Genomic DNA, 12421 nt, shown 5'->3' on the forward strand with positions numbered 1-12421 from the left:
GCTCCGTTTCTGTCGACCGACCCGCTGATTGTCCCGAAGGGCCGCGGCCTACTTGCGGGCGGCCTCCGTGGGCCGGCCCTGGGCCGTGGGGGCCTGGTCCCCGGGCGGCTTCCCGGGCAGGAACAGGGCGACGACGAGCGCGCCGAGCAGCGCCACGCCGGACGAGGCGAGCGCGGTGACGTGCATGGCGTGGATGAAGGCGTCGTCGGCCGGGCCGATCAGGGCCTTGCCCGCCGGGCCCATCCGCTCGGCGATGCCCAGGGTCGCCTCGATGGATTCGCCGGCCGCCTTGCGCGCCCCTTCGGGGACCGCGCCGAGGTGACCCTCGATGTCGCCGCGGTAGACGGTGGAGAGCAGCGAGCCGAGCACGGCGACGCCGAGCGCGCCGCCGACCTGCCGGAAGGTGTTGTTGACCGCCGAGCCCGAACCGGCCTTCTCACGCGGCAGGGACTGCATGATCGAGACGGTGACGGGCGGCATGATGTGGGCCATTCCGGTGCCCTGGACGAAGAAGACGACCTCCATGACCCAGATCGGGGTGTTCGCGTCGAACAGGCCGAAGGCGGCGAGGCCGACGGCCACCAGGATCAGGCCCGCGGTGCAGACGGCCCGCGCGCCGAACCGTTCGACGACGAGCCGGGCCCGCGGCGCGAAGATCATCTGGGCGGCGGCGAGCGGCAGGATGAGCAGCCCGGACTGGAGGGCGCTGTAGCCGCGCACGCTCTGCATGTAGAAGACGGAGAAGAAGGTCACGCCCATCAGCGCGAAGAAGGTGAGCGCGATGGCGACGACGGCCGCCGAGAACGCGGGCTTCCTGAAGTAGCCGATGTCGATGGCGGGGTGGTCGCAGCGCTTCTCGTACACGACGAAGAGCACCAGGACCGCGACGCCGCCGAGGATGGTCACGAGCACGGTGGTGTCCGTGAAGTCCGCCAGCTCGCCGCCGTGGATGATGCCGTACACGAGCAGCACCAGACCCACCACGGAGAGCAGCACGCCGACCGGGTCGAGCTTGCCGGGGTTGGGGTCCTTGGAGTCCGGTACGAGGACGACCATGGCGATCAGGGCGATGATCACCACCGGCACGTTGACCAGGAAGACCGAGCCCCACCAGAAGTGCTGGAGCAGGACGCCGCCGGTGATCGGGCCGATCGCGATGGCGAGGCCCACGCCGCCGGCCCAGATGCCGATCGCCTTGGGCTGCTCGTCGCGCTCGAAGACGTTCATGAGGACGGCGAGGGTGGCCGGCATCACGAACGCGCCGCCCAGGCCCATCAGGGCGCGGAAGGCGATGAGCTGGTCCGGGGAGTTGGAGAAGGCGGCGAGCACCGAGCCGAGGCCGAAGACGGTGATGCCGAAGAGCAGGATCCTCTTGCGGCCGAGCCGGTCGCCGAGCAGGCCTGAGGTGAAGAGGAGCCCGGCGAAGACGAGCGTGTAGGCGTTGATCGCCCACTCCAGCTCGCTCTGGGTGGCGCCGAGTCCGGTGGGGGCGGGGCTCGCGATCGTCTTGACGGCGACGTTCAGGATCGAGTTGTCCAGGACGACGATCAGGAGGCTGAGCATCAGGACGGCGAGGATCGCCCAGCGCCGACGGTGGACGGCTTCGGGTATCCGAGGCGCGGCCGGGGCACCGGACGCGACAGGCGTGGTTGACATGGGGACCAGCCTAGACGCATTTCGATACGAGACCGTCTCGTATAGATGGCTCTTTGCTTTTCGGACACCGGTTCGTTTCGTGGCCGATTTGCCTTCCCGGCACACCCACTTCCCCGGGGAGGGCACGGGATGCCACCATGGATGTGGTCCGGAGACGCCGTGAGGGCGCTTCGAGATGACGAACAGGAGCCGTTGCGATGACGCAACAACTTCCGGCTGCCCAGAAGCAGAAGACCCCCGACAGCAGCGATCCCAAGGCGCTGTACGGAGGCAAGGGCACCCGCCGCATCACCGTCCACGACATCGCCCGCGCCAAGGAGCGCGGCGAGAAGTGGCCCATGCTCACCGCCTATGACGCGATGACCGCCTCCGTCTTCGACGAGGCCGGGATCCCGGTCCTGCTCGTGGGCGACTCGATGGGGAACTGCCACCTCGGTTACGAGACCACCGTCCCGGTCACCCTGGACGAGATCACCATGCTGTCCGCGGCCGTCGTCCGGGGCACCTCGCGCGCCCTGATCGTCGGCGACCTGCCGTTCGGCTCCTACCAGGAGGGTCCGGTGCAGGCCCTGCGCACCGCGATGCGCCTGGTCAAGGACGCGGGCGTGGGGGCGGTGAAGCTGGAGGGCGGCGAGCGCAGCCACGAGCAGATCCGGCTGCTCGTCGACTCCGGCATCCCGGTCATGGGACACATCGGCCTCACCCCGCAGTCCGTGAACACCCTGGGGTACCGGGTGCAGGGCCGCGGCGACGAGGCGGCGCACCAGTTGCTGCGCGACGCCAAGGCGGTGCAGGACGCGGGCGCCTTCGCCATCGTCCTGGAGCTGGTCCCGGCCGAGCTCGCGGCCGAGGTCACGCGCAGCCTGCACATCCCGACGGTCGGCATCGGCGCGGGCGTCGAGTGCGACGCCCAGGTGCTGGTCTACACCGACATGGTGGGCCTGACACCCGGGAAGACCCCCCGTTTCACCAAGCAGTACATGAACCTGCGCGAGTCCCTCGGGGACGCGGCGAAGGCGTTCGCGGGCGAGGTCGTCGGCGGGTCCTTCCCCGCCGAGGAGCACACCTTCCACTGATTCCTCCGCCGCATCGTCGATCACCGTTGCCCCCATAAAGCCACTGCGGTCACGACGACAGTCCGCCGACTTCCCCCATCGGCGGGCTGTCCGTCGTTGGGGCGGGCGCCGCCCCGGCACCCGGACGCGGGGCGCGCGTGAGCGGCCGCCGGTGGCTGTGCACCGGCTGTCGGCGTCCTGTCGGTGGCTTGTCGGTGGGGGCTGACACCTTGGGGGCATGACGCGAATCGACAAGAAGCCCATGAACAGCGGGGAAGGCGCGGCCGGCGTCGCCGTCTCCGTGCGGGGGCTGGTGAAGCACTTCGGCGACACCAAGGCGCTGGACGGCGTCGACCTGGACGTCCGCGAGGGCACCGTGCTCGGTGTCCTCGGACCGAACGGCGCCGGCAAGACCACGCTCGTACGCTGCCTGTCCACCCTGCTCGTGCCGGACGCCGGCACCGCCGTCGTCGCCGGGTACGACGTGGTGCGCCAGCCCCGCCAGCTGCGCCGCACCATCGGCCTGACCGGGCAGTACGCCTCGGTCGACGAGAAGCTGTCCGGCCGCGAGAACCTGTACATGATCGGCCGGCTGCTCGACCTGTCCCGCAAGGACGCCCGCTCCCGCGCCGACGAGCTCCTGGAGCGCTTCTCGCTCACGGACGCCGGCAAGCGGCTCGCGGCGACCTACTCCGGCGGCATGCGGCGCCGGCTCGACCTGGCGGCCTCCATGATCGGCCACCCGGCCGTGCTGTACCTGGACGAGCCGACCACGGGCCTGGACCCGCGCACCCGCAGCGAGGTGTGGGACGAGGTGCGCCGGATGGTCGCCGAGGGCGCCACGGTGCTCCTGACCACGCAGTACATGGAAGAGGCCGAGCAGCTGGCGAGCGAGCTCACGGTCATCGACCGCGGCAAGGTCATCGCGAACGGCGAGGTCGACGAGCTGAAGGCACGCGTCGGCGGCCGCACCCTGCAGATCCGGCCCACCGACCCGGAGCAGCTGGGCGCGATGGCGCGGGCCGTCACCGAGGCGGGCCTGGACGGCGTCGCGGGCACCCAGGTCGTGCCGGACGAGGGCGTGCTCAACGTGCCGATCCTCAGCGACGAGCAACTGACCGCCGTGGTGGGCCTGTTGGGGTCGCACGGCTTCGGCATCGCCCACATAGGCACCCACCTTCCCAGCCTGGACGAGGTGTTCCTGGCCATCACCGGCCAGAAGACCGCCGACTCCCAGGACGCCACCCGTGAGACCGAGGAGGTCGCGGCATGAGCGCCACCACCACCGTCAACGCGCCTGCCCAGCAGGCCCCTTCGCCCCCGCGGTCGGCCGTCGGATCCGACGACGCCCGGATCGGGCTGCGCGCGAACCTGCGCCACATCGGCGCCCTGGCGCGCCGCAACATGCTCCAGATCAAGGCCGATCCGGAGTCGATGTTCGACGCCGTGCTCATGCCGATCATCTTCGTGCTGCTCTTCGTGTACGTCTTCGGCGGTGCGATGTTCGGCGCCGGCAACCGCGGTGAGTACGTCAACTACCTGGTGCCCGGCCTGATGGCGACGATGGGCCTCAACATCGCCATGGCGGTCGGCACCGGCGTCAACGACGACTTCAAGAAGGGGGTGATGGACCGCTTCCGGACGATGCCCATCGCCCGGTCGTCCGTCCTCATCGCCAAGATGGTCGTCGAGGTCGGCCGCATGCTGGTGGCCACCATGATCCTGCTGATCATGGGCTTCATCCTGGGACTGAGCGTCAGCACCTCGGTGTTCGGCCTGCTCGGCGCCATCGGCCTGTCCCTGGTGTTCGGCGCGTCCCTCATGTGGATCTTCATCCTGCTCGGACTCACCATGAAGACGGTCCAGGCCGTCCAGGGAGTGGCCATGCTCGTGCTCATGCCCCTCCAGTTCGGCTCGTCCATCTTCGCCAAGCCGACGACCATGCCGGGCTGGTTGCAGTCCTTCACCGACTACAACCCGCTGTCCAACCTGGCCGACGCGGGCCGCGGTCTGATCACCGGCGGCCCGGTCGCCCACTCCGCGCTGATGACCCTGGCCTGGTCGGCGGGCATCACGCTGGTGACGGCCCCGCTGGCGGTCGCCAAGTTCCGCAAGCGCACCTGAGACTGACGGTACGTCAGCCCCGTCCGTCCGGGTGGGCGCGCCGCACCAGGGCGGTGGCCTCCTCCGCGGGAAGCCCACCGCCCTCGGCGTACGCGGCCTCGTAGGCGGCGTCGTCGAGCAGGGCGCGCGCGGTGCGCTCGGCCACGGCCCGCTGCTCCACTTCCACGGGCGAGGAGAAGTGGCCGACCGGGAGCAGGGCGTCGCCGGCACCGATCAGGCGTGCCGCGTCCAGGCCGTTGTCCGTACCCCCGAGCCCGGCGACGGCCCAGGCCGCGGTGATCAGGTGCACCGGGATCATCTCCGGCGCCACCATCCGCGAGAGCGGCTCCTGCGCCCTGTCCAGCGCGACGCGCGCCCCGGACAGGGCTTCGGCGTACCGCCCCTCCTCGTTGTCCAGCCACGCCCGCACGCCGAGCACGAAGCCCTCGAACAGCATCAGGTTGGCGGAGCGGAACTCCCGCAGCATGATGTCGATCTGCTCGCGCGCCTCGTCGAACCGGCGGGTGCGGCCCAGCCACATGGTGAGGAAGAGCCGGGCCGCGGGCCGCGCCTCGACGCCCGCGCGGTGCCCCTCGGCCAGGATCTCGCGCAGCAGCGTCTCGCCGCGCTCCGCCTCCCCCGTCTCCAGGAGCGCGGCGGCGAGCCGCGCCTTGAGCAGGGACGTCTGGGCCTCGGCCCCGAGCCACTCGGCGTGGTCGAGCGCGGCCGCGAAGTCCTCGGCGGCCAGACCGTACTGGCCCCGCTTCTCCCGCGCCTCGCCGCGGGCCCCGAGCGCCTCGGCCGCGCCCCAGGCGTCCCCCAGGCGCTGGAACATCAGGAGGCTGCGGTCGGCGTCGGCGGCCGCGTCGCCCGGCCATTCGGCCCGGTTGGCCCGGACGTTGGCGCGCATCTGGAGGGCCGCGGCCAGCTCCCACTCGTAGCCGTACTCCTCGCAGGCCGCCACGGTCGCGTCCAGCACCTCCCGCAGGAGCTCCTGGTCGCCGGTGAGCACGACCGGGAAGAACCAGAGCGAGGCCGGCATACGGCAGGTCTGCGGAAGCCCCGGCCGGTAGGCGGACACGATCGCGCGCAGCCGCTCCAGGGCTTCGGGTGTGGTCCACACGTCCAGGTCGTGGTCCATGGCGGCGAGCTGGAGCAGATGCACCCCGCGCCGCGCCTCCTGGAGCACCTCGTCGCCGAACGGGGGCGGGACGTCCGTGCAGCGGGTGTGGACGGGCGGCGCGGGCGTCACGGGCGGCTCGAAGGGGTCGGGGCCGAGCGCGGCGACCTCCCGCCCCCAGTGCCGTGAATCGCCCCTGAGATCGCGCATCTGCCAGTACCAGAGCAGGGCGTGCACCAGGCACAGCGCCTCGTGCTCGTCGCGCAGCGCGACCGAGCGGCGCAGCGCGGTCCGCAGGTTCTCGTACTCGCGCTCGAAGGTGCGGATCGCGGCCCGCTGCCCCGGGCCGCGCAGCTCGGCGTCGGCGCGGCGGGCGAGCTCGCGGTAGTGCGTGAGGTGGCGCCGCTCGGCGGCTGCCCGGTCGCCGGCTTCCGCGAGCCGCTCGGCGGCGTACTCGGCGACGGTTTCGAGCAGCCGGTAGCGCATCCCGCCGGACCCGTCGGGGGCGGCCACGACGAGGGACTTGTCGACGAGCGAGCCGAGCACGGAGGCCACGTCGGGGCCCGCGGACGCGCCGCCCCCGGCACAGACCGCCTCCGCCGCCGCCAGGTCGCAGCCGCCCGCGAAGACGGCGAGCCGGCCGAGCACCGCGCGCTCGGCGGACTCCAGGAGGTCCCAGGACCAGTCGACGACCGCCCGCAGGGTCTGCTGCCGGGGCAGCACGGTGCGGCTGCCGCTGGTGAGCAGCCGGAAGCGGTCGTCGAGCCGGTCCGCGATCTGACGGGGTGTCAGCATACGGAGGCGGGCCGCGGCCAGTTCGATGGCGAGCGGGAGCCCGTCCAGGCGGCGACAGATCTCGGCGGCGGCCTCCGGGTCGTCCTCGACGCGGAAGCCGGGCCGGGCCGCGGCCCCCCGCTCGGCGAACAGGCGCAGCGCGAAGGGCGCGGGCAGCGGTTCCACCGGCCGCACCAACTCGCCCGGTACGCCCAGGGGTTCACGGCTGGTCGCGAGGACGACCAGCTGCGGGCAGCGGGCCAGGAGGTACTCGGCGAGCTCGGCGGCGGCGCCGATCACATGCTCGCAGTTGTCCAGGAGCAGCAGCATCCGGCGCGGCCCGCAGTGCTCGGCGAGCCGGACCACGGGGTCGTCCGCGTGCGGGTCGGCGGCCCTGAACTCATCGGCGCCGACCGAGTGCAGCACCGTTTTGCGGGCGCCGACGGCCGTGAGCACGGCGGCCGGCACCCCGGACGGGTCGTCCACGGGGGCGAGTTCGGCCAGCCACACCCCGTCCGGCCAGCAGGCCGCGAGGCCGTCGGCGGCCTCCTGCGAGAGCCGGGTCTTGCCGGCCCCGCCGGGCCCGAGCAGGGTGACGAGCCGGGCGCTCTCCAGGTCGCCCCGGATGTCCGCGAGGTCGGCCTCCCGCCCGACGAAGGACGTGAGGCGGGCCCGCAGATTGCCGTGCGCCGACGCGACCGGGGGTGAAGGCTCGACGGCCGGGTTGAGCAACTCGGCGTGAATGGACCGCAGTTCGGGCCCGGGGTCGGCGCCCAGCTCCTCGGCCAGGGTGGCGCGCACGTTCTCGTACGCGGCGAGCGCCTCGGCCGGGCGGCCCGCGGCACGCAGTGCCTTGATGTGCAGCGCGTGCAGCGGCTCGTCCAGCGGATGGCCTTCGCACAGCCCGGCGAGTTCGGCGAGCGTCTCGTCGGCGCGGCCGAGCGCGAGGGTGGCGGCGAGCCGCAGCCGCCGGACGTCCAGCCTGCGCGCCTCGGCGCGGGCGGCGAGCGGGCCGGGGTCGGGCAGGTCGGCGAGCGCGGGCCCGGCCCACAGGGCGAGCGCGTCGTCGAGCAGGGTCGTCGCCTTCGCCGCGTCGCCCTCCTCCAAGGCGCGGGCACCGTCGGCGGCGAGCCGCTCGAAGCGGTGCAGGTCGATGTCGTCGGCCTCGGCGGCGAGCCCGTATCCGCCGCTCTCGGCGGAGAACACCGCCTCGTGGCCGAGCGCCCGGCGCAGCCGCCCGACCAGCGCCTGGAGCGCGGCCGGAGCATCGGCGGGCGGGCGGTCCCCCCACACCTCGTCGACGAGGAGGCCCACCGGGGCGGCCCGGCCCGGCCGCAGCGCGAGGACCGTCAGGAGGGCGCGCAGCCGCGCACCACCGAGGGCGACGGGGCTGCCGTCGGGGTGATGGACCTGGGTGTTGCCGAGAATCCGGTAGCGCACGCCCCCATTGTCTGCGACGCCGCCGCGCCCCGGTTCCCCAAGGCGGAACTACCGACGGTACCCGGGACGTTCGAGGTTCGGGTCCGGTGCCCGGACCGGCCCGGTCCGGGCGGGGGCAGGACACGGGCGCGTACCCCCTGTACGGTCGGGCGCGTTCTTCCCGACCGTCCCACCAGCACAGGAGCCGACCGCATGGCCACCGCAACCTCCCGCCACCACGACCGGCGGATCAGCCCGGTCTTCCTCGGGATCGTCGCCGTCATGGCGGTCTCCGGGTGGGCGGTGTGGACGAGTTACGCCGCCTCGCGCGGCCTCGCCGTGTTCCTGTTCGTGACGTCGGCGTGGGTGGTGTCGCTGTGCCTGCACGAGTACGCGCACGCCCGCACCGCGCTGCACGGCGGTGACATCACGGTCGGCGCCAAGGGCTACCTCACCCTCAACCCGCTGAAGTACACGCACGCGCTCCTGTCGATCGTGCTGCCGGTCGTCTTCGTGATCATGGGCGGCATCGGCCTGCCCGGCGGCGCGGTCTTCATCGAGCGCGGCCGCATCCGGGGCCGCTGGCGGCACAGCCTGATCTCGGCGGCCGGCCCGCTCACCAACGTGCTGTTCGCCGTGGTGTGCACGGCCCCGTTCTGGCTGCACGCGCTCGACGGGGTGCCCGACGACTTCCGCTACGCGCTGGCGTTCCTGGCGCTGCTCCAGGTGTCGGCGGCGGTGCTCAACTTCCTGCCGGTGCCGGGTCTCGACGGGTACGGGATCATCGAGCCGTGGCTCTCGCACGCGGCGCGGCGCCAGGTCGAGCCGTTCGCCCCGTTCGGGCTGCTCGCGGTGTTCGGGCTGCTGTGGATCCCCGAGGTCAACCAGGAGTTCTTCCGGCTGATCTACGCGATCCTGAGCGGGCTCGGGGTGCCGGACTGGGCCGCGGCGACCGGCCGCGGCCTCTACCAGTTCTGGCCGGACCTCGGCAGCCTCTCGCTCACTCCGCAGGGCTAGCGGGTCGTCCTCACTCCGCGGGGCTGGGGCTCGTCCGCCCGGCGCGGGCCCGGCGCAGGTAGTACCAGCACATGTTGGACGAGAGCCCGACGAGGAGCACCCAGACGATTCCGAGCCAGCTGCCCTGGACGAAGGAGACCACGGCCGCGACGACGGCGAGGACACAGACGGCGAGGGCGTACAGAGCGAGGCGGGGCATGGAGGTCGGCTCCTGTCGGGTACGGCTGCTTTGCGGCACTGCGGTCGAGCGGGACGAAAGGGACGGGCGGGTGCGCTCGGCACCCGCCCGTCCAGTGTCCCCCATGCCCGTCGGCGCCCCGCACCTCGGGCACGGGTGCCCGTGCCCCGGCACGGGTGCACGCACCTGCGGCACGCGGCCGGCGGGCGGGCTCAGACGTCGGTGACGCGCAGCCCCGCGTGCGCCTTGTAGCGGCGGTTGACCGAGATCAGATTGGCGACGAGCGACTCCACCTGGTGGGCGTTGCGAAGCCGCCCGGCGAAGACGCCGCGCATGCCGGGGATGCGTCCGGCGAGCGCCTGCACGAGGTCGGTGTCGGCCCGGGCCTCGCCGAGCACCATGACGTCGGTGTCGATCTCCTCGACCGAGGCGTCCTGGAGCAGCACCGCCGACAAGTGGTGGAAGGCCGCCGTCACCCGGGAGTCGGGCAGCAGGGCGGCGGCCTGCTGGGCGGCGCTGCCCTCCTCGGGCTTGAGCGCGTACGCGCCCTGCTTGTCGAAGCCGAGCGGGTTGACGCAGTCGACGACGAGCTTGCCCGCCAGCTCCTCCCGCAGCGATGCGAGCGTCTTGGCGTGGCCGTCCCACGGCACCGCCACGATCACGATGTCGCTGCGCCGGGCGCACTCGGCGTTGTCGGCGCCCTCGACACCGAGCCCGAGCTCCTCGGCCGCGGTCCGGGCGCGCTCGGCGGCCCGGGAGCCGATGATCACCTTCTGGCCGGCCCGGGCGAACCGGTAGGCGAGACCGCGGCCCTGGTCGCCGGTGCCGCCGAGCACGCCGACGACGAGACCGGAGACGTCCGGAAGCTCCCAGGGGTCCTTCGCGGCGGGCTTCGCGGCGTTCGCGGCGTTGTCAGTGGAAGTCATGAGGGCGACCTTACTCGTCCGTAGCCGAGGGCTTCGTTCGGATGAGGAAGACGCGTTCCGGCCCGCGGGCGGCCCGGATGCGGCAGTCTTCCGGCATGGATGCCGTACGGGTCGCGCTGCTGCGGGAAGTGCTCGCCGGGACGGAGTGGCTGCGGGCCACCCGCCGCTTCGCGGGCGTCCTGCGCTCCTCGGTCGTACCGCACGGCGGCGGGCTCCTCCTGGTCGGCACCGAGTCCTACGAGCCCTGGCACCTGGCGGCCCATCTCAGCGACGAGGCCGCCTGGTCGGGGCTTCCCGAGCTGAGCCCCACCCTGGTGCGCCACCGCACCGAGCCGGGCGGCCCGCCGCACCTGTCGGTCGGGCTCGGCCGCCTGGAGGCGGCACGGCGCGGTGAGACGCTGCTCGTGGTGGCGCCCGAGCGGCCCGCCGAGGGGCTCCTCGAACGCGTCCACGACGCGCGCCGGGCGGGCGCCACCGTGCTCGCCCTGGACGGCGGCGACCGTGAAGTGCGGGGCCTCGTCCACGAGTCGCTGACCGTGACCCCGGACGCGGAGCTCGACTTCGACACCGTGCAGCACCTGGTCAGCGCGGCCGCGGGCGAGAACGTCCTGCCTCCGCAGCGCGGCCCCCGCCGCTTCCGCGACCGTCTCGGCCGCCTGGCCGACCAGCTGACGGCCCCGCCGCCGGGACGCTGGTGACGGGTCATCGGCGCGCTGCCCGGGGTCCGCGCCACGGGACGGGAGCCCTCCAGCGGGTCACGCACCGTACGTAATTCGCTTGCGCCCGGCGCCCCGGGCCCGGAGCATGGCCGCTCGTGCCCGAAGAACCCCCCGCGTCCCGACTCCGCTCGATCCTGCCCGACCTCGCCCCCTGGCGGGCCTCGGCCGACTTCCGGCTGCTGTGGGTGCAGGGCCTGATCACCAACTTCGGCAGCTTCATGGCGATGGTCGCGCTGCCGTTGCAGATCAAGGAACTGACCGACTCGCCGCTCGCGGTGGGCGCGATGGGCGCGGTGGAACTGGTCCCGCTGGTCGTGTTCGGCCTGTACGGCGGCGCCCTCGCGGACGCGGTGGACCGCCGCAAGGTCATCCTCGCCACCGAGGCGGGACTCGGCCTCCTCGCACTGGTCCTGCTGGTCAACGCGCTACTCCCGAACCCCCTGCTCTGGCCGCTGTACGTCGTGGCCGCCGGCGTCTCGGCGCTCGCCGGGCTCCAGCGCCCGGCGCTGGACTCCCTGATGGCCCGGATCGTCCCGCACGACCAGCTGACCGCGGCCGCCGCGCTCAACGCCCTGCGCTGGCAGCTCGGCGCGATCGCGGGACCGTCGCTGGCCGGCCTGGTCGTGGCGTACGCGGGTACGGCCACGGCGTACGCCACGACCATCGGCACGTTCACGGTGTCGGTGGTGATGTGCGCCCGGCTGACCCCGGCCCCGCCCGCCCATGACGCCCGGAGGCCCTCGCTGCGCGGCATCGCGGAGGGCGCGCGGTACGCCTGGTCGCGGCCGGTGCTGCTCGGGACCTACGCCGTCGACCTGGCCGCGATGTTCTTCGCCTTCCCGAACGCGATCTTCCCGTTCCTGGCCGAGAGCCTGCACGCCGACTGGTCGCTCGGCCTGATGTACGCGGCGGGCTCGGCCGGTTCGGTGCTGCTCAGCCTGACCAGCGGCTGGACCTCGCGGGTGCGGCGGCACGGCCTGTTCGTGGTGGTCGGCGCGATCGTGTGGGGCGCGGCCATGGCCGGGGCGGGACTGCTCGGCAACGTGTGGCTGGTGCTCGGCTGCCTCGCGGTGGCGGGCGCGGGCGACATGCTGAGCGGGCTCGGCCGTTCGACGATCTGGAACCAGACGATCCCGGAGGAGCTGCGCGGCCGCCTGGCCGGCATAGAGGTGCTCTCGTACAGCGTCGGCCCGCAGCTCGGGCAGGTCCGGGCCGGCGCGATGGCCGGCTGGACCGGGACGAGGGCGGCGGTGTGGTCGGGCGGGGTGGCCTGCGTGGCCGCGGTGGGGCTGCTCGCCGCGGCGCTGCCCAAGCTGATCACCTACGACTCGGCGACCGACGAGGACGCGGCCCGCCGCAGGGCGGCCAAGCAGCCCACCACCACGGGGGCGTAGCCGGCGCCGTCCGCGCGCTCCGGCCGTCCGTCCTGCTGCCCCGGCTGGTGCCGGCCTGGT

At 73.2% G+C, this 12421-nt stretch carries 10 protein-coding genes; 6 read left to right on the top strand and 4 right to left on the bottom strand.

Annotation, left to right across the window (positions count from 1 at the left end; genetic code table 11):
• Positions 1-48 precede the first annotated feature (48 nt).
• Positions 49-1656 carry an MFS transporter gene (locus ACFYNP_RS07440; RefSeq protein WP_388783477.1) on the bottom strand — a complete coding sequence of 536 codons (1608 nt, stop codon included), beginning with the start codon at positions 1654-1656 and terminating at the stop codon, positions 49-51.
• Positions 1657-1853: 197 nt separating this feature from the next.
• Between ACFYNP_RS07440 and panB the strand changes: the two genes are divergently transcribed.
• The 3 genes from panB to ACFYNP_RS07455 all read left to right on the top strand — a co-directional run bounded on the left by panB (position 1854) and on the right by ACFYNP_RS07455 (position 4835).
• Complete coding sequence (gene panB, locus ACFYNP_RS07445) at positions 1854-2732, top strand: 3-methyl-2-oxobutanoate hydroxymethyltransferase (RefSeq protein WP_388408151.1); 879 nt, start codon at positions 1854-1856, stop codon at positions 2730-2732.
• A gap of 217 nt (positions 2733-2949) precedes the next feature.
• Positions 2950-3984, top strand: coding sequence for an ATP-binding cassette domain-containing protein (locus ACFYNP_RS07450; RefSeq protein WP_388783480.1), 1035 nt, complete (start codon positions 2950-2952; stop codon positions 3982-3984).
• Complete coding sequence (locus ACFYNP_RS07455; RefSeq protein WP_388783483.1) at positions 3981-4835, top strand: ABC transporter permease; 855 nt, start codon at positions 3981-3983, stop codon at positions 4833-4835. Before ACFYNP_RS07450 ends, ACFYNP_RS07455 begins: the two co-directional genes overlap by 4 nt.
• A 13-nt stretch (positions 4836-4848) precedes the next feature.
• Here ACFYNP_RS07455 and ACFYNP_RS07460 read toward each other — a convergent pair whose 3' ends face one another.
• A complete protein-coding gene (locus tag ACFYNP_RS07460) occupies positions 4849-8148 on the bottom strand; it encodes a BTAD domain-containing putative transcriptional regulator (protein WP_388783486.1) in 3300 nt (1099 codons plus the stop codon).
• 192 nt (positions 8149-8340) lie between these two features.
• Here ACFYNP_RS07460 and ACFYNP_RS07465 point away from each other — a divergent pair, with 192 nt between their 5' ends.
• Entirely contained in the window at positions 8341-9144 is an 804-nt protein-coding gene (locus tag ACFYNP_RS07465) for a site-2 protease family protein (RefSeq protein ID WP_388783489.1), read from the top strand.
• A 10-nt stretch (positions 9145-9154) separates the two neighbouring features.
• Here the strand turns inward: ACFYNP_RS07465 and ACFYNP_RS07470 are convergent, their stop codons facing one another.
• Together ACFYNP_RS07470 and npdG are read right to left on the bottom strand one after the other, a co-directional pair.
• Positions 9155-9343 (bottom strand): hypothetical protein, encoded by a 189-nt coding sequence (locus tag ACFYNP_RS07470; RefSeq protein ID WP_388408138.1) that lies wholly within the window; start codon positions 9341-9343, stop codon positions 9155-9157.
• Positions 9344-9534: 191 nt separating this feature from the next.
• The gene (gene npdG / locus ACFYNP_RS07475) at positions 9535-10248 is read right to left on the bottom strand and encodes an NADPH-dependent F420 reductase (RefSeq protein WP_388408136.1); all 714 of its coding nucleotides are present in this window, start codon (positions 10246-10248) and stop codon (positions 9535-9537) included.
• Between the two features lie 95 nt (positions 10249-10343).
• On the opposite strand from npdG, the gene ACFYNP_RS07480 reads away from it, so the two are divergent.
• Positions 10344-10946: a hypothetical protein gene (locus ACFYNP_RS07480; protein WP_388408133.1), complete on the top strand. Its 603-nt coding sequence runs from the start codon at positions 10344-10346 to the stop codon at positions 10944-10946.
• A 116-nt stretch (positions 10947-11062) separates the two neighbouring features.
• Complete coding sequence (locus ACFYNP_RS07485; protein ID WP_388408131.1) at positions 11063-12361, top strand: MFS transporter; 1299 nt, start codon at positions 11063-11065, stop codon at positions 12359-12361.
• Positions 12362-12421: the final 60 nt, after the last annotated feature.

It is taken from the genome of Streptomyces sp. NPDC006691, assembly GCF_042869955.1.
GTDB lineage: Bacteria > Actinomycetota > Actinomycetes > Streptomycetales > Streptomycetaceae > Streptomyces.

Bases quoted from the DNA above. Each gene is read 5' to 3' on its own strand.
- ACFYNP_RS07480 (WP_388408133.1), top strand. From the start codon at position 10,344: ATGGATGCCGTACGGGTCGCGCTGCTGCGGGAAGTGCTCGCCGGGACG.
- panB (WP_388408151.1), top strand. From the start codon at position 1,854: ATGACGCAACAACTTCCGGCTGCCCAGAAGCAGAAGACCCCCGACAGC.
- npdG (WP_388408136.1), bottom strand. From the start codon at position 10,248: ATGACTTCCACTGACAACGCCGCGAACGCCGCGAAGCCCGCCGCGAAG.
- ACFYNP_RS07450 (WP_388783480.1), top strand. From the start codon at position 2,950: ATGACGCGAATCGACAAGAAGCCCATGAACAGCGGGGAAGGCGCGGCC.
- ACFYNP_RS07465 (WP_388783489.1), top strand. From the start codon at position 8,341: ATGGCCACCGCAACCTCCCGCCACCACGACCGGCGGATCAGCCCGGTC.
- ACFYNP_RS07440 (WP_388783477.1), bottom strand. From the start codon at position 1,656: ATGTCAACCACGCCTGTCGCGTCCGGTGCCCCGGCCGCGCCTCGGATA.
- ACFYNP_RS07470 (WP_388408138.1), bottom strand. From the start codon at position 9,343: ATGCCCCGCCTCGCTCTGTACGCCCTCGCCGTCTGTGTCCTCGCCGTC.
- ACFYNP_RS07455 (WP_388783483.1), top strand. From the start codon at position 3,981: ATGAGCGCCACCACCACCGTCAACGCGCCTGCCCAGCAGGCCCCTTCG.